This window comes from Gammaproteobacteria bacterium (assembly GCA_013696315.1).
In the GTDB taxonomy this organism is placed as follows: domain Bacteria; phylum Pseudomonadota; class Gammaproteobacteria; order JACCYU01; family JACCYU01; genus JACCYU01.
This window is the reverse complement of sequence record JACCYU010000081.1, coordinates 1-15,967: the sequence shown is the minus strand read 5'-3', so window position 1 is coordinate 15,967 and position 15,967 is coordinate 1. Positions and strand designations below refer to the sequence as shown.

The window sequence follows — 15,967 nt, the reverse complement described above, 5'->3', positions numbered from 1 at the left end:
TCCATGAGTGCGTGAGCTCTGGCCCTGGCTGACTCTGTTCGGTCTGGGCGCCTTCCACGGCGTCAATCCCGGCATGGGCTGGCTGTTCGCGGTCGCGCTGGGCTTGCAGGAACGAAAGCGGCGCGCGGTTCTGATGGCCATTCCACCGATCGCGCTGGGCCATGCGCTCTCGATAGGTGTGGTGGTCGGCCTGTTGTGGCTGGCGCAAGCGAACTTGCCGGAAACCGCCCTGCGTTACGGCGCGGCGGTGATGCTGTTCGGCTTGGGAATTTACCGGCTTATACGCACGCGCCATCCACGCTGGGTCGGCATGAGAGTCAACTTTCGCGATCTGACCTTATGGTCTTTCCTGATGGCCTCCGCGCATGGCGCCGGTCTGATGCTCGCACCGATCCTGCTCGGCTGGTCATATATGGGTTACGCGGGACACGGGACGCATGCCGCGCATATGCAGCACCTCTCCGGCGAGCAGATCGGGGCGTTCACCGGCCCGTTGCCGTGGCTGATGGCCGTGGTCGTGCACACCCTGGGCTATCTGCTGGTAGCGACGCTGGTCGCGCTCGTCGTATACGAAAAGCTCGGCGTAGCCATCCTGCGGCGCGCGTGGTTCAACCTCGATCTCTTGTGGGTGATCGCGTTGATGATCAGCGGCGGCGTGATCCTCATCTCGTGAGCTTTTAGAGCCTGCAAACTCGACGCACAGATGCCGCGATCGACAGCGTATGCTAAGTTAACCCAATGGCGTCGGTACGCAATATCGAGTGGTTGGGTGTCGAGGATTATCTCGTCGGTGAACAAGCGGCAGAGGTACGGCATGAATACGTCGCGGGCGCGGTGTACGCAATGGTGGGCAGTACCGCTCGCCATAACCTCCTGGCCCTCGGCTTGGCGGCCCGTCTTCACGCTCATCTGTCGGGCTCGCCGTGCAAGACCTTCATCTCCGACATGAAAGTTCGGTCCGCTGATGCATTTTATTACCCGGACGTGGTCGTGACCTGCCAGCCCGTAGCGCCCAACGCGGTTTATCTGACCGAACCGACTCTGATCGTGGAAGTGTTATCGGAATCTACTGAAGCGCGCGACCGGCTTGAAAAATGGACGGCGTATCGCGCGCTACCGAGCTTAAGCGAGTACGTGCTGATCGCCCAAGACCGGCCAGCCGTTGAAGTCTACCGGCGCAGCGAAAATGGCTGGAATCAGATCAGCCTGGGGGCGGGCGAGACCGTGGAACTCGCCTCGGTCGCCTTTGAGGTTTCGCTGGACGAGCTCTATGCCGGACTGCCTGCAACGTGATTAGATCAGCTTAGATCGCGAAATCTAAATTCGCTAAATAATTCTTGCTCTGCTAACTAAATCGGATCGGCGTAGCCAGAGCATCAATCTGGGACATCAGGACATTGTTGAGGGCGTAACCCGAATCCTCGGACTATGGACGTATGGGGAATTGGAAGAAGACCTCCGACGGTTAATTCAGCAAAAGATTCCCCGTGTTTTCAAGCTAACCGGCGGACAAGACCCTGAAATTAGGCTGGTCGATCTAACAGCCGAAGTAATCCGCGTTGATGGACACCTCAAGGCACGCCGCAAGGAATGTGAAACGCGCAAACGCGACTTCCACGAACTCGAGGCTGAGCTGTTGGAAGTTGAGGATGACCTAAAAACGCTTGGGGCGGTTGACCCCGAAGAGCTCCAAAGAGCGCAGAACCGCCGAGACGAGCTAACCAAGGCAAAAGCGGCTTTGGACTTGAAGCTGACCGATGCTTGGGAATCGGCACTTCCGGTTTTCTTACTTGGGGCGTATCGGCGGCAGCTTCATGACTATTTGGTTTCAGAGGAGCGACGGCGCGAGTGGGAGAGTGCGAGATCCACTGTTGAGCCGAAAATCCCCCAAGTCAAGGATGACGTATTTGGCGGTGTGCCAGCGGAGTACGCACTCCAGCCAGACGTTGAGGCGTTTTTTATCAAGCGGCTCGAAGATGCTTTACACCGCCTCTTTCACCCCCCGCCACAGGGAATTCCGGAGCGTGTCTTCGTAGTTGACCGCAATGACATCAGTGCCCAAGTCAGGCAGCGTCTCGCAACGGCCAGTGGTTCCTTGCGTGATTTGGCCGAGATTTGCGTGAGCATTGAGCGGATGGACATTGAGTTGCGCGAACTAGACCAAAAGCTCAAGCAGATGCAGCGAAACACGGCCGCGTTCAAGCGGGGTACGGAGTTGCACCAAAAAAGGGGCGAACTCATCGCGACACGCGATCAAATCAATAGGCGTCTTGCTGAAGTCGGAAGCGAGATTACGCGTCTAGAGACTGGAGTCTAGCGAACTTAGGAGGCAAGAGAAGAATCAGCGCGAAATCGTGGATAAGGCGCAACGGGGAGAGAGCCTGGCGGCGCTAGCAGCGCGTTACCGCGAAGCGGCTGGTGAAATCCGCAGCCGGGCGGCTATTCAATTGCGCCAACGCATTTCCGAGCACGTAGGCAAGCTGTGGGCAGACATTACCGAACGCCAACGCGAGTTTGAGGGTATGGAATTTGATAACCAGTGGCAATGCTGGCTGCTTCGTAAAGATGGGAAACGCGTGACGTGGGAGGAAACGAACACTTCCGCGGGGCAGCGGCAGGTGCGTATGGTGGCATTCTACGAGGCACTCCGACGGCTGGCTAAGCTTGTGCCACCTCTGGTCGTGGACACGCCCCTCGCCCGACTCGATAAGGAAGTGCGTGCCAACGTGCTCGATCAGCTCTATCTGACCGGTCACCAGTCGGTCATTCTTACGACCAACTCAGAGGTTGATCCTGACGGCGAATTGTTTCGGCGGGTCAGCGATCGGCTGGCCCGAGTGTACACTCTTCACCCGCATGGAAATCCAGATAGCTCCGACTATGAAGTGCGAGTCACCAGCGACTATTTCGGGCATGCCCTGTGATTGACAAGCCCATATGAAATTCGATACTAGCAGCGAAGCCCACGAGTTTATCGAGAATGTTCACGCGCGTGTCGGTGCACGCAATCAAGCGATATTAGGACGTGCCGCCATTTTCCTTGCATTGGGCGAAGGCGTGCCATCGGAATTCAGACCCAAGGACGCCAAGGGTGTAACCCTCAACGATGAGCAGGTTATCGGCGACGAGCTGCGCGATCTAATCCGCGCCGCCTTGAATCACCGTGCTGGGCGTACACTTGATGAGGGCGGTTACAGGCAGGAGTTCCGACGTTACTTCGAATTCGGATGCCAGCGGTTAAACCAACTGTGGGAGGAATCCGGTAACGACCAGCCAAAGTTCGTCTCGGCCCTGCTGAAACTGATGGGCGATGATCTTGGGCTGCGGGGCGGCTTCACGCCCGTAGTTCCTGTGATGCCCGTGGTTGAGACAGAGGTGACGCTGAAACTTCTGGCGGATGAACCTGCGTGGAGCATGAACGGCCCCGGTACCAAGAACGGACTGCTGGTAATTTCAGGCGAACCAGGTTCCGGCAAGAGTCAACTTGCGCTCGACCTCCAGGCGCAACTTGCTGGACAGGGCGTGCGCTTCGTCTTCTTTGACCTGAAAGGTGAGCGGGAGGACGACCCGAACAACCCGCAGCAGAGGAAGAATCGTACTCAGTTTCTCGATCAAACTGGCGCGCACTACGTTCGCCTTATCCAGCGCAGCCTTCCTATCAATCCGCTCTACCGGCACCCGAACCCAACTCAGAACGCCAAGGTTGCTTACGAGATCGCTCACTTGATCCGATGCTTTGCTCCGCAACTTGGTGCTATACAGGAAAGAAATATTTGCAACGTCTACCAACAGCTTCCCGCACCAGATTTCCCCTCACTGGCGTTTGGGTTGGAGCAGAGTGGCGCGACTGGCGTAGATCTCGCGATCGTACAAAAAATTGTACAATTTGACCTGTTTGCTCGCGTTCGGAACGCGGTTAAACCCGAAGAATGGTTGAACACTTCTACGGTTGTTGATTTCAAAGAATTTGGAAATGACAGCGATACCAAAGCGCTGGCCGTCGCGCTAATCCTGAATTTCCTAATGAACAAGTTGAATCAGAATCTCGCGGTAAGAGACGGCATTCAGCCCATCAAAGTCGTGCTGTTCGTGGACGAAGCGCACCTATTGTTACCGAAGGAAAACAAGGCGGGCCTGCTTGGTTCATTGGCCCGGCAGGGTCGATCATGGGGTTTTCCAATCTGGATGGCATCGCAGGACGCAGACAAATTCCTAACCACCGGCAAAAACGAAACTAATTTCGCCGAACTAGCCGAGTGCGGCGTTCATTTCTCCCCGCGCACGCTGACGGACACTCAGCAACGAATGATTCTCGGCGGCGTCATCCACCGGGATTTACAAAAAGGTGAGGCCGCCCTACGCCAGAAAGGCAAATTACAAACTGGTATGACGCGGCAGTTTTGGAGAGACGAGGGCAAGTAAAGCGATCGAATCATGCCAGCACAGCAGCCCGATAACATGCGTATTAACGCGTCTCCAACAAAGGAGTTCTTCATTCACATGTTGGTGCGCGACATCCCATTGAATCGCGCCATCATCGACTTAGTTGATAACTCCGTGGATGGGGCGCAGCGAATTAGAAATACGGGCAACTGCGAAGGACTATGGATACGATTGGAGGTTAAGCCCGAGAAATTCCGGATCGCCGATAATTGCGGTGGAATTCCCATTGATGTGGCGCGGGATTACGCCTTTCGCTTCGGGAGAACCAACGCCACTCCGTCCACGCTCCACTCCATAGGGCAATTTGGCGTCGGCATGAAGCGCACCTTTTTTAAGCTTGGAAAATGCTTTCGAGTCAAATCAGCGACATCTATCTCTAAATTCACTATCGAAATTGATGTAGACGAATGGAAAACTCGGCAAACTGCAGAAGGCGCGGAAGACTGGCACTTTGAGTTTAAGACATTAGAGGACGAGATCTCAGTGCCTGAAGAGGAGCAAGGAACGATAATCGAAATTGATCGACTTCACGATAGCGTTGCGGAGAGCTTCGGGCAGGACTTCTTCCTCAATAGGCTCTCGCAGGAGATTGCGGTGGCTCACTCAATCAGTCTCGAACGAGGCTTAAGCATGACGCTCAATGGCATTCCTCTCCTCAATGATCCACTTAAGCTGCTGCAGTCTGATGAAATCAGCCCCGCTTACGCTGAGCGTTCTTATGATAACTTTGGGCGTCAGCCCGTATACGCCAAGCTTTACGCCGGGCTTTCGGATCGCAGCAAGGAGGAAGGCGGTTGGTACGTCTTCTGTAACGGCCGTTTAGTCGTTCGCGCTGATCAGTCAAATTTACAGTAACGGTTTGGGGAGAAGGGGATCGCGTTCCAAAGTACCACCCGGACTTCGCGCGGTTTAGGGGCCTCGCGTACTTCGATTCTGATGACTCCTCCTTGCTTCCATGGACCACAACGAAAACAGGAGTTGATGCCGATTCGGCGGTCTACCGAGCGGCTCGGCAGGAAATGATTGTAATGACGCGACCGGTGTTGGATTTTCTCCGCAAGGTGGAGGATGAGCGAAGGCGCAGCGAGGAGGGTGAAACCGCTGTGACACCACTCGCTACTGCGGTTGCCTCCGCCGCCGGCCGGCGAATTTCAGAGGTTGTAACAATGCCAGTATTCCGCGCGCCGCGGACACCACCGCCTCCTCCTGGGCCTCCGATGCAGAAGATTCACTACGCTAAACCAGCAGATCAAGTGCAAGAAGCAAAAGACCTGTTAGGAGTCTGGACGTTTAAAGAGGTTGGCGAGAAGACGTTCGATTACTATTTGGCGTATGAAGGTAAAGATAGTGGTTAGTAGCTATCGGTCGGTCAATTATCCTCTTCGGCCAGCAAAGTCTGTTGAGCGAAAGATTTTATCCGACATTTTGAGACGGCTGGAGCCATTCCAGCGAGTTGAGAACTACCGGTATATAGGTCGGTTCAATCTATTTCACAGACTTCCAGCTCTTCCATCAATTGCTGGGAATAGATGACATGTTTAGCATCGAAAAGGATACGTTTAACTGGAAACGCTTCGAATTTAACCAACCATATCGGTGCATCAATCTCAAGCCTGGACACTCAAATGATGTGCTGCCAACACTGTCATGGGAGAAGCGCTGTATAGTTTGGATGGATTACGACAGTAAGCTCGATAAAACTGTGCTAGCTGATGTTGCCACTTTCTGTACCCGTGCTAGATCAGGTTCCGTTTTGCTTGTCAGTATGAACGTAGAGCCTGAAAGGAAGTCCGGAGTTTCCCCACGAGAGGGAGCTGAATTTAGACTGGATGCTTTTCGCAGGGCGGTGGGCTATGAAAAAGTACCGCGCGATATTGAGGGCTCGGACTTGCGGAGTAACATGTTTGCACGGACGTGTCGGCGCGTTATTATCGATGAGATCTCAAGCTGTTTAGCAGACCGAAATGCTCCCTTGCCGACAGAAGAGAAACTCTTGTTCCGTCAGATAGCCCTGTTCACGTATGCTGATGACGCTGCGATGTTAACACTAGGCGGTCTCCTCGTGACGAAACAGGAAGAACCATTCTTTGATAAGTGCGCTTTTGACGAATTGCCGTTCTTTCGAGAAAGCGATTCATCCTATGCAATAAAGGCACCCAAATTTACGCCTAAAGAACTTAGACACCTCAACTCGATGCTTCCCCGAAAACCGAGCAGGTATCCAAAGGTTGCCGGCATTCCTGATGAGGATATTCGAGACTATGCAACCATCTATCGCTACTATCCCTCTTTCGGAGAGATAGTGTTCGGGTAGAAACCCGCTGTGCAAACCCGCAACAGCGCCGCTAGCGTAACGTATATGCCTTCGTAAGAAGGTACCTAAGGTGCACGATGTCGGCAATCTCCAGCCGATGTTCAATTATCCCGCCGTTTGCGATAGCGGCCGCACGTGCAAAAGCTACTTAGAGGTCAACGGTTCAATCTGAGACTCACGCACTGTGACCACCGCCATCGTCTCACCTGCGGCATTGAACACCTCTAGGCTGTAGCCAAACTCTTGCCCCGGTGTGCCCGGATGATGTTCGACCACTGTCGCCACGTCGCCGCTGCGAAGACCGTGCTCTGGCAAGTCCGTTTTCAGCGCAACTCGGGTAAATAGCTGGTATTTCATATCTTGTCGGGGTAAAGCGCGATGAACTTAGTTTTGCCTGTTGTTTCCTCCGTTATCCAAATGGTCACGACATGAAGAACATGCCCATTTGCCCCGGTCAGAGTGCCGCGAATCCGGTACTTAGGGCCGTATTCAGTTTGTTCAGCAGCCCAGCTTCGAGCGGCATCAGTTGCTAACGAATGTCAGACATAAGTCTGTGCGCGTTTTTTGGTGTGTAACCAGCTTGGGCTAGAAAAGCCGATTTGTCATCCGCCGATCGCCATCGGAGAAGATAATTTGTAATCTTATCCGCGGCAATAGTCGCGTCCGACGGCAGCCTCGTCATACGGCCTCAGCCGCGAAGATCTTGAACCACCTGTTTCACCGCAGCCGCTGCTAAACGAATCTCGTCCGTTTGATTCAGGTTATCCAGCGAGAAACGAACCATCTGTCGCGAGGCCGCTGTATCCGGTTTCATCGCCTTGATAACATGCGATGGCTCGTCGGAATCGGCCAGACATGCCGAGCCCGACGATGCGCATATGCCTGCTTGATCGAGCAATAGCAGCAGCGATTCGGATTCGACTCCATGGAAGGTGATGTTAATGGTATTAGTTAATCGCTGCGTTTTGTGGCCGTTCATCTCAGTATCCGGTACCGAATTCAGAATGCATTCCTCTAACGTATCGCGGAGTGGACGCACTTTCTTCTCATAACTCGGCAAGCTCTTACGCGCGAGTTCGGCGGCTCTGCCCATGCCGACGATCAAGGCGACGTTTTCCGTACCGCCACGCCGACTACGCTCTTGATGTCCGCCGTGGACAAACGGCAAGAACGGTGTCTTACGGCGAACGTATAACGCGCCTATTCCCTTCGGCGCATGGAATTTATGACCTGTGAGCGACAAATAATCGGTCTGCACCTCGCGCACATTAATATCGGTTTTACCAGCGGCCTGCGCCGCGTCGCAGTGGTATAAGACCCCTCGCGAGCGGCAGATATCAGCTATCTCGTTCGCCGGGAACAGCACTCCGGTTTCGTTGTTCGCCCACATGAGCGAGACCACTGCCGTTTCATCCGAGATCGCGTTGACCAAATCCGCCAACTGCAAGACTCCGTCGTGATCCACCGGCAGATAAGTTATCCGATACCCGTCGCGCTCGCGCGCCATACAGTAGTTCAGCACGGAGGAATGCTCTACGGCCGATGTGACGATCTGCCGCTTGCCCGGATTGGCTTTCAGCGCAGCTAAGCTAGCGGAATTATTACTCTCTGTAGCACAAGACGTGAAAACGATCTCCTGCGAATGAGCGCCGATCAGTTCGGCTACGTGCGCTCGCGCGGTCTCGATCACGGTCTTTAGCTTCGACCCAAATCGGTAACTACTGGATGGATTGCCCCACTCGGCCGTAAAGTAAGGCATCATGGACTCCAGCACTTCCGGGAGCACCGAAGTAGTTGCGTTGCTGTCCAGGTAAATCATTTCGGTCTTACAGGTATTTGCTTTGAACTTGGTAGGCGGTCGCTGACTTATATCACCAGTGGCGCATTCGATACCACGGTTCGTCCCAGCGCCAACTGTCGGCCGTGGCCCAAAATTCGATGCGCAGTTTATATTGGGGCATCTTATCCCCGATCCTCAACTCATCGCTCGATTGCCGACGGTGGTTGAGCGGCCGACTTCGTCGCCCTCGCCGTCATCAAACCCCACAGCCAGTTGATCTTGTAGCGCTCGATGTCCACGTGGGCAGGCCCGGTTTCCTGCAAAAGTCGCGCGCATTCCCGCTCTCCGTAGGTCTTGAAATGCGCGCGGCTGAACCAGCGCAGGTACAGGTCGCACAGGCGGCAGGCCAGATAATCGTCGCACCAGTCGGTGATGATGAGTAAGCCGCCCGGGCGGAGCACGCGATCCATCTCGCGCAACGCCTCGACGGGCTGCCGGATGTAGTGAAATACGTTGCACGAGACGACGACATCGAATTGTTGCGCTTCGAAGGGTAGCCGCTCTGCCCAGCCTTCGCGCAGCTCGACCGACCCTGCGAGCCGGCGCCGGGCAACGCTGAGCATCTCCGGCACGGGATCGACGCCGACCAATTGGTCGGGTGGATGAGTCCGCGCGAGACGCGCGAGCAGCGCGCCCGTGCCGCAGCCGACGTCGAGCAACCGGTCGCGCGGGCGCAACTGCATGCGCGCCAGTGTCTGTTCGGTCGTCGCCTCAATGTAGCCGGACCATTTGCGCTCGTACCCGGCCGCGAGTCGCGCGTATTCCTCGACGATCGGTGCGCGCGCTCGAGGACGCCGGCGTTTAGCCATCGCCGGTATACTTCAAGGTGCTCGAAACCACGCCAGCTCGGCCGCGCCTCAATTTATCGTTAGTTTTTTGCGCGACGCGACGTGCAGTGATTTTCATGGGTCACATCCAATTCCACGAAAAGTACGGTATATAGTAGTTACGGTATAGTATTTATCGAGACCCGAATATTCGGCATGAATCGTCATCGATCCTCAAGCATTACCCGTCCCGCTCTAATCTTCGTCTGGGCGGGGGCAATCCTGTTGCTCGCACAGGGCTGCGATCCAGAAACGGCCACCAACAACAGCCCACAAGCGCCAGCGGCTGTTGAGAAAACCACCAGAGGCCAGCCGTCAGAATCGCGCCAGCAGGGCGCGGCGGTGTTCGATGCAAGTTTTCACAAACTTGAAGACTGGAACCAGATGCAGTCGCTCTCCAAGTGGGAGGGCAAGTATCTGGTATTGAATTTCTGGGCCACATGGTGCAAGTCCTGCCAGCACGAGGTGCCGGAGCTGAACAAGCTCTACAATCAGTTCAAGGACAAGAATACGGTGGTCGTGGGTCTCGCTGTGGATAATGCCGACAAGGTCAAGGATTACATCGAGCAATATGGCGTCGATTATCCGATTCTTGTGGGCGGTAACGAGGCGTTGAAATTATCCGAAAAGATGGGCAACGAAGTGGTCGGCTTGCCCTTCACGATCATGATTACCCCGCAGGGCGAGGTGGTCGAGACGATTTTGGGAGCCACGAAGAAAGGGACTTTGCCGAAGGTTCTCACGCCGCATCTCGGCTGAGATCCTGATTCTCATATGTAACAACGGCAGGAGGTAGGTGCATGCAAATCTTCAAACCCTTGTCCGCCAATGTGCCGGGGCATGTCCCGAAGGCATTGGCCGCCGCCATAAGTTTCGCACTGGGCGCCGCCCTGGCGGGCCCGGCGCTGGCGAAAGACTATCCAACCGCGGTGGTCGACCCCTCACCGGTCAACTGGCTGTGGATCACCTGGAACACCATGGAAGAGGCGGTGCGCGTGGACTACAACGGCCACACGCAACCCGCGCTGGCCGAAAGCTGGGAATGGAAAGATAACCAGACACTGACGCTGGACTTGCGCGACAACGCGGTGTTTCAGAATGGCAGCGCGTTCGATCCCGCGGTGTTCAAGCGCAGCTTCGACGAGGTGCAGAAGTGGGAAAGTCCGCATCCTCCGGGCGCCTGGCTGAATTTCGCGAAGCAGGCCAGCATGGAGACGCCGGATGATGACACCGTTGTTTTCAACACGACAACTGTCGACGGCGCCACCATAACCAAGCTGCGCGGCATGCACGTCGCCAGCCAGAAGTTCTGGAACCAGGGCGGCTTCAACACCGCCGAAGGCTCATCCGAAGGCAATTGGTGAGTCATCAAAGAACCCGGACCGTGGGGGACTGGGCCATTTGAACTGGTAGCAGGTACGTCGTTGCTCGACAAGCGTTCTCCCGAAGTGGTGCTGGAGCCCAATGAAGAATACTGGGATTCGGCGCGCAAACCGACGGTGCGCGTGGTGTTCGACAACGTGATTCCGAAGGCCGCGGCCGTGAAAGACGTCGGCAGCGCGGACGGCGAGATCGATATAGTTACCGAACTGACGCCGGCCGAGGCCGCGCAGGTGGAAGAGAGTGACGCCGCAAGTGTCGTCGCCAGCGATTCCAAGACGGTGCTGCTCGGAGTGTTCAATCAGACCCGCGGCGACTCGAAATGGAACGACATCAAGCTGCGCAAGGCCGTCAACTACGCCGTGGATCGGCAGGGTGTGATCGATGACGCGATGATGGGTTATGGCAATCTCATGGCGGCCACCATCCTCGAAGGGCATTTCGGTTACAACGACAGCCTGGAGCCATACACGCACGACCCGGAGCAGGCCGGACAGCTTGCGAAGGACGCCGACAAGACCGTCACCATTGTAACCGACGAAGCGCACGAGGGCGTGGCCGATGCCGTGGCCGCGGATCTGAACGACGCCGGTTTCGATGCATCCGTCAAGGTCGGTGAACCTACTGGCGAGTGGTACATCTGGCTGGTCGAGCACTTCGACTGGTCGCCGGAGTTCCCCGCCGCGGTGGTGCATCGTGAGTTCTTCGGCGCCACGGGCGGGTTCCTCAAATCACCGGGCGACAAGCAACTTCAGGGCTTGATCGATCAGGCGATGAGTACCGTCGATGAGGACGAGCAGGAAGAGATCACGCAGGCGATCGAGAAGCACATCTACGATCACGCCGACGCGCTGTTGCTGTTCGCGCCGCAAAAGCTTTATGCGGTGCGCGACGGCGTGGACTTCACGCCTTACAAGTCCACGGTGCTGGAGCTGGCGGAGACCGAAGTGGACGAGTAGAGATGTGAACGATGCTACTGTAGCGACAACGATCTGGCCCCGCGCGGGGCCAGATTTTTTTCTGACAACCTGCTCTGACGTAGGTCGCCAGTCCATTGGCGACGCATTGTCGCGAAAGGATTCGCGACCTACGGACGCGTATTATCCCTTCCCCGGAGAGGGTATCGATTCAGGAGGCCGGTAACGTGATCATCGGCACCGCGGGTCACATCGATCACGGCAAGACCGCGCTCATCAAGGCGTTGACGGGTATCGACGCGGATCGATTTCCCGAGGAGCAGCGGCGCGGCATGACGATCGATCTGGGCTACGCGTATCACGAGCTGCCGGACGGCAACGTAATGGGCTTCGTGGACGTACCGGGCCACGAAAAATTCGTGCACAACATGCTCTCGGGCGCGCTCGGCATCGATTACGTATTGCTGGTAATCGCCGCCGCCGACGGGCCGATGCCGCAGACCCGCGAACATCTCGCGATCGTGGATCTGCTGGCGTTGAAAGAAGGTGTGGTAGCGCTCTCGAAGACCGATTTGGTCGAGCCCGCCCGTCTCGAAGAGGCCGAACATTCGATTCGCTCGATGCTGGTGGGCACGACGTTGGCGGGGGCCGATATCATGCGCGTGTCCACGAGAACCGGCGCCGGCGTCGATACGCTTTACGGACGGCTCGGCGAAGTCGCCCGCACGCAATCCCCCCGAGCCAGCGGCGGTCACTTCAGATTAGCCGTCGATCGATGTTTCAGCGTAAAAGGCGCGGGCACCGTCGTGACCGGCACCGTGCATGCCGGCACGGTGCGTCCGGATGATCGTCTGATGGTTTCGCCGGTCGGCCGGAGCGCGCGGGTGCGAGGCATTCGCTGCCAGAACAAACAAACCAGTCTCGGACGCGCGGGCGATCGCTGCGCACTGAATCTGGCCGGCGCGAACCTTGATGCACGGGTCATCCAGCGTGGCGACTGGATTCTGGCGCCGGTCCTGCACCGGCCTTCCGCGCGCTTCGATTGCCGGCTGCATGTCTTGCGCTCGGAACCGCGCCCGTTGCGTCACTGGGCGCCGGTGCATGTACATATCGGCGCGGCCGACATCAACGGGCGCGTCGCGATTCTGGAGAAGGAATACATCGATCCCGGCGCGTCCGGGTTCGCGCAAATCGTACTGGACAAACCGACCCCGGCGCTGCATGGCGATCGGTTTGTTGTCCGTGATCAGTCCGCGTTGCGCACGATGGCCGGCGGCTTCGTGCTCGATCCGCTGCCGCCCGCGCGCGGCCGCCGCAAGCCCCAACGGCTAAGATGGCTTGCCGCTTTGGAGCAGCCAACGCCAGCAGAGGCAATTGCGAGATTGCTGGAACTGCGCGGCGCTCAAGGTCTCGATCTGGGCGGATTCGGCTTTGCCTGGAATCTACGCGCGGAAGAACTTGACGGCTTGCGCAGCGCATGCGAATTTCATCTGTTCGAAGTTGCGGGAAAGCCGACCGGCGTCACGGTCGGCGCCTGGCAGACGTTGCGCAACGGCGCGATCGAGGCACTTGCCGAACATCACCAGCGTCTGCCGGGTGAACCCGGCGTCACCGAGGGCAAACTACGGCAACGACTCCGTGATCAAGCGCCCGACCCCTTGGTGAAGCTCGCTGTCGATGAATTGATCGCCGAAGGCGCGATTCTGCGCCACGGCGCGTTGTTGCATTTGCCCGGACATGTCGATCGCCTGTCGCCGATCGAGGAAAACCTGTGGCGGCGACTTTACGTGAAGATCGACGCGGGCGGATTACGGCCGCCGCGACCGCGCGAGCTGGCGGAGATGTTCAAGGAAGACCGGACACGCATTAAGGCATTGCTCAAGCGCCAGGCGAAAGCCGGAAACATCTGCGAGATTTCCGATGAGCTTTATTACCCGCCACACACCATCGCGGCACTGGCGGCCAGCACCGAAGCACTTTGCAATACGCAAGGCGGCAACCTCATTACCATGCGGCTGTTCCGCGAGGGCGCGGGTGTCGATCGCAACGTCACCATCGAGTTGCTGGAATATTTCGACCGCGTGGGCCTGACCTTGCGGGTCAAAGACGGGCGGCGGCTCCGCGGCAGTGCCTCGGCCATCTTCGGGGCACCGGACACGCGGCGAGCGGTGCGCCTATAATTGCGCGCATGGAAGAGATTCGATCCCCGGTGGGGCGTCCGGACTTCAAATCCGGGGAGGGCCGTCAGGCGGTCCTTGGTGGGTTCGACTCCCACTCTCTTCCGCCATTCTGAGGCCGGAATCGCGCATGGATGAAGATACGGCTCGCCGGTTCTCGGCGCTGCCGTCGGTGGAGAAACTGCTGCGCGCCGGATCGATGCGGGCGCTGCAAAATACACATGGCCGAACCGCCGTGGTCGACGCGGTGCGCACCGCGCTGAGCCAAGCGCGCGCGGCGATCCGTGTCGGCGACTGGAAAGCCGACGATGGCGAGGAATATCTGCTCGCACGCTGTGAGGCGTGGCTGAAATCGCGGCTTCAACCGGCGCTCAAACCCATTTTCAATCTGACCGGCACGGTGCTGCACACGAATCTGGGCCGCGCGCCGCTACCGGATTCGGCGGTGCGCGCGCTCGTCGCGGCCGCGGGCGCATGCAACGTCGAATACGATCTCGCGACCGGTGAACGCGGACGGCGCGAGTCGCACATCGAAGAACTGCTGGTAGAGCTGACAGGCGCGGAAGCCGCGACCGTGGTCAACAACAATGCGGCGGCCGTGGTGCTCGCGCTCAACACTCTGGCAGTCGACCGCGAGACCGTCGTCTCGCGCGGCGAGCTGGTGGAGATCGGCGGGGCGTTCCGGATACCGGACATTATGGCCAGCTCCGGCAGCCGTCTGCGCGAAGTGGGCACCACCAACCGTACGCACGCACGCGATTACCGCAACGCAATCGGCGCGGACACGGCGCTCCTGATGCGTGTACATACCAGCAATTACGAGATCAGGGGGTTCACTAAGTCGGTGCCCGAAAAGGTGCTGGCGGAATTGGCGCATGAGCAAGAACTGCCACTGCTGGTCGATCTGGGCAGCGGGAGTCTGATCGACCTGGCGCAATACGGTTTGCCGCATGAACCCACGCCCGCCGAAAGCCTGACCGCCGGCGCCGATATCGTTACGTTTTCCGGCGATAAATTGCTGGGCGGGCCGCAGGCGGGATTGATCGTTGGGCGCAAGGCGTTAATCGGGCGCCTCAACCGCAATCCGCTAAAGCGCGCCCTGCGGGTCGATAAGCTGACCATGGCTGCGCTGGAGGCGGTGTTGAAGTTATACGGGATGCCGGAACACCTGATCCACGAGCTGCCGGGTTTGAGGCTTCTTGCGCGGTCAGCCGACGAAATCAAGGCGTTGGCTTTCAAAATGCTTCCGATTGCGCGCCAAGCGCTTCCCGCGAGTTGGGAAGTAAGCATCGAAAGCTGCGACAGTCAGGTAGGCAGCGGCTCGCTGCCGGTGGACCGTCTGCCGAGCTGGCGCCTTTCAATCGCGTCGACACAGGCGGACAAACACGAAGCGGATGGGTTGGAAGACATGGCGCGCGCCTTTCGATACCTGCCTGTCCCCATTATCGGCCGCATTCAGAACGGCGCGCTCAAACTGGATTTGCGCTGTCTGGAAGATGAGCCGCTATTCATCGAACAGTTGAGCGCGCTGCGGCGCGCGGGCGGATAAACCTACGCCGCCGCCGGCGTTGCGCTCAAAGTGCAGATGGCCTTGTGCTCTATCAGCAAGGGCACGATGCTTTCGCTGATGAACAAGTGATAATGGATGCCGTCATTCGACGAATAACCGGCCATGGCGTCCTGGCCCACTACGAGCTTGCCCACTCTGGCGTCGACCAGCACCGCAGTTTCGATCGGGGCTTTGTAGATGCCCAGTTTGCACAGGCGCCGCAGGTGGTCGTGTTGCAGCATGTCCGTGCCTTCGTAGCGCTTGAACAGATTGTTATAATCGCGGGGCGGCAGCGCCAGCGCGTACGGCCCGTAAAAGCCCGCCTTGTCCAGGGTTTCTACGGCTTTCAGCACGTCGTTGATGGACTGCTCGACCTTGGACCAGTCGCCCATAGTCACTTCGTTGCGACCCCTGGCGGTTAACAGACCCTCCACGCCGAAGCTGGGCGAACCGTTATAGATGAAGTCTTCCTCGCGGCGCGCGACGGCCTCGGCCGCGTCTTCGATGGGGCTGGATTCGA

Annotated in this window: 17 protein-coding genes and 1 tRNA gene; 14 read left to right on the top strand and 4 right to left on the bottom strand. The window is 57.7% G+C overall.

From position 1 onward, the window contains the following. The first annotated feature begins 7 nt into the window (after nucleotides 1–7). The 8 genes from H0V34_04610 (at nucleotide 8) to H0V34_04575 (ending at nucleotide 6,757) form a co-directional block, all read left to right on the top strand. On the top strand, nucleotides 8–673 hold the full coding sequence (locus H0V34_04610) for a hypothetical protein (GenBank protein MBA2491004.1): 666 nt from the start codon (nucleotides 8–10) through the stop codon (nucleotides 671–673). Nucleotides 674–738: 65 nt separating this feature from the next. Further along, nucleotides 739–1,293: a Uma2 family endonuclease gene (locus H0V34_04605; protein MBA2491003.1), complete on the top strand. Its 555-nt coding sequence runs from the start codon at nucleotides 739–741 to the stop codon at nucleotides 1,291–1,293. A 151-nt stretch (nucleotides 1,294–1,444) separates the two neighbouring features. Continuing rightward, nucleotides 1,445–2,317, top strand: coding sequence for a hypothetical protein (locus H0V34_04600; GenBank protein MBA2491002.1), 873 nt, complete (start codon nucleotides 1,445–1,447; stop codon nucleotides 2,315–2,317). Nucleotides 2,318–2,354: 37 nt separating this feature from the next. Then, entirely contained in the window at nucleotides 2,355–2,924 is a 570-nt protein-coding gene (locus tag H0V34_04595; GenBank protein MBA2491001.1) for a hypothetical protein, read from the top strand. Nucleotides 2,925–2,937: 13 nt separating this feature from the next. Next, nucleotides 2,938–4,422, top strand: coding sequence for an ATP-binding protein (locus tag H0V34_04590; protein ID MBA2491000.1), 1,485 nt, complete (start codon nucleotides 2,938–2,940; stop codon nucleotides 4,420–4,422). Between the two features lie 12 nt (nucleotides 4,423–4,434). Then, nucleotides 4,435–5,298 carry an ATP-binding protein gene (locus H0V34_04585; GenBank protein ID MBA2490999.1) on the top strand — a complete coding sequence of 288 codons (864 nt, stop codon included), beginning with the start codon at nucleotides 4,435–4,437 and terminating at the stop codon, nucleotides 5,296–5,298. 173 nt (nucleotides 5,299–5,471) lie between these two features. Further along, on the top strand, nucleotides 5,472–5,798 hold the full coding sequence (locus H0V34_04580) for a hypothetical protein (GenBank protein ID MBA2490998.1): 327 nt from the start codon (nucleotides 5,472–5,474) through the stop codon (nucleotides 5,796–5,798). 179 nt (nucleotides 5,799–5,977) lie between these two features. Beyond that, nucleotides 5,978–6,757: a hypothetical protein gene (locus tag H0V34_04575; GenBank protein MBA2490997.1), complete on the top strand. Its 780-nt coding sequence runs from the start codon at nucleotides 5,978–5,980 to the stop codon at nucleotides 6,755–6,757. Between the two features lie 144 nt (nucleotides 6,758–6,901). On the opposite strand, the gene H0V34_04570 is transcribed toward H0V34_04575, so the two are convergent. The 3 genes from H0V34_04570 to H0V34_04560 all read right to left on the bottom strand — a co-directional run bounded on the left by H0V34_04570 (nucleotide 6,902) and on the right by H0V34_04560 (nucleotide 9,406). Further along, nucleotides 6,902–7,114 carry a DUF4926 domain-containing protein gene (locus H0V34_04570; GenBank protein MBA2490996.1) on the bottom strand — a complete coding sequence of 71 codons (213 nt, stop codon included), beginning with the start codon at nucleotides 7,112–7,114 and terminating at the stop codon, nucleotides 6,902–6,904. Nucleotides 7,115–7,445: 331 nt separating this feature from the next. After that, on the bottom strand, nucleotides 7,446–8,576 hold the full coding sequence (locus H0V34_04565) for an aminotransferase class V-fold PLP-dependent enzyme (protein MBA2490995.1): 1,131 nt from the start codon (nucleotides 8,574–8,576) through the stop codon (nucleotides 7,446–7,448). A gap of 161 nt (nucleotides 8,577–8,737) precedes the next feature. Then, nucleotides 8,738–9,406, bottom strand: a complete 669-nt coding sequence (locus H0V34_04560) for a class I SAM-dependent methyltransferase (protein MBA2490994.1) — start codon at nucleotides 9,404–9,406, stop codon at nucleotides 8,738–8,740. Nucleotides 9,407–9,580: 174 nt separating this feature from the next. On the opposite strand from H0V34_04560, the gene H0V34_04555 reads away from it, so the two are divergent. The 6 genes from H0V34_04555 (at nucleotide 9,581) to H0V34_04530 (ending at nucleotide 15,447) form a co-directional block, all read left to right on the top strand. Next, nucleotides 9,581–10,183, top strand: a complete 603-nt coding sequence (locus tag H0V34_04555) for a TlpA family protein disulfide reductase (GenBank protein MBA2490993.1) — start codon at nucleotides 9,581–9,583, stop codon at nucleotides 10,181–10,183. A 41-nt stretch (nucleotides 10,184–10,224) separates the two neighbouring features. Continuing rightward, nucleotides 10,225–10,788 (top strand): ABC transporter substrate-binding protein, encoded by a 564-nt coding sequence (locus H0V34_04550; protein MBA2490992.1) that lies wholly within the window; start codon nucleotides 10,225–10,227, stop codon nucleotides 10,786–10,788. A 3-nt stretch (nucleotides 10,789–10,791) separates the two neighbouring features. Continuing rightward, nucleotides 10,792–11,763, top strand: coding sequence for an ABC transporter substrate-binding protein (locus H0V34_04545; protein ID MBA2490991.1), 972 nt, complete (start codon nucleotides 10,792–10,794; stop codon nucleotides 11,761–11,763). Nucleotides 11,764–11,948: 185 nt separating this feature from the next. Continuing rightward, nucleotides 11,949–13,901 carry a selenocysteine-specific translation elongation factor gene (selB, locus tag H0V34_04540; protein ID MBA2490990.1) on the top strand — a complete coding sequence of 651 codons (1,953 nt, stop codon included), beginning with the start codon at nucleotides 11,949–11,951 and terminating at the stop codon, nucleotides 13,899–13,901. 10 nt (nucleotides 13,902–13,911) lie between these two features. Continuing rightward, a tRNA-Sec gene (locus H0V34_04535) sits at nucleotides 13,912–14,008 on the top strand. A 20-nt stretch (nucleotides 14,009–14,028) separates the two neighbouring features. Then, nucleotides 14,029–15,447 (top strand): L-seryl-tRNA(Sec) selenium transferase, encoded by a 1,419-nt coding sequence (locus H0V34_04530; protein MBA2490989.1) that lies wholly within the window; start codon nucleotides 14,029–14,031, stop codon nucleotides 15,445–15,447. Between the two features lie 2 nt (nucleotides 15,448–15,449). Here H0V34_04530 and H0V34_04525 read toward each other — a convergent pair. Then, on the bottom strand, nucleotides 15,450–15,967 hold a 518-nt coding region (locus H0V34_04525), incomplete at its 5' end, for an encapsulin (protein MBA2490988.1).

Coding starts and splice junctions, on each gene's coding strand:
- H0V34_04575 (MBA2490997.1), top strand. CDS start 5,978: ATGTTTAGCATCGAAAAGGATACGTTTAACTGGAAACGCTTCGAATTT.
- H0V34_04580 (MBA2490998.1), top strand. CDS start 5,472: ATGACGCGACCGGTGTTGGATTTTCTCCGCAAGGTGGAGGATGAGCGA.
- H0V34_04550 (MBA2490992.1), top strand. CDS start 10,225: ATGCAAATCTTCAAACCCTTGTCCGCCAATGTGCCGGGGCATGTCCCG.
- H0V34_04570 (MBA2490996.1), bottom strand. CDS start 7,114: ATGAAATACCAGCTATTTACCCGAGTTGCGCTGAAAACGGACTTGCCA.
- H0V34_04605 (MBA2491003.1), top strand. CDS start 739: ATGGCGTCGGTACGCAATATCGAGTGGTTGGGTGTCGAGGATTATCTC.
- H0V34_04530 (MBA2490989.1), top strand. CDS start 14,029: ATGGATGAAGATACGGCTCGCCGGTTCTCGGCGCTGCCGTCGGTGGAG.
- H0V34_04585 (MBA2490999.1), top strand. CDS start 4,435: ATGCCAGCACAGCAGCCCGATAACATGCGTATTAACGCGTCTCCAACA.
- H0V34_04565 (MBA2490995.1), bottom strand. CDS start 8,576: ATGATTTACCTGGACAGCAACGCAACTACTTCGGTGCTCCCGGAAGTG.
- H0V34_04590 (MBA2491000.1), top strand. CDS start 2,938: ATGAAATTCGATACTAGCAGCGAAGCCCACGAGTTTATCGAGAATGTT.
- H0V34_04555 (MBA2490993.1), top strand. CDS start 9,581: ATGAATCGTCATCGATCCTCAAGCATTACCCGTCCCGCTCTAATCTTC.
- H0V34_04560 (MBA2490994.1), bottom strand. CDS start 9,406: ATGGCTAAACGCCGGCGTCCTCGAGCGCGCGCACCGATCGTCGAGGAA.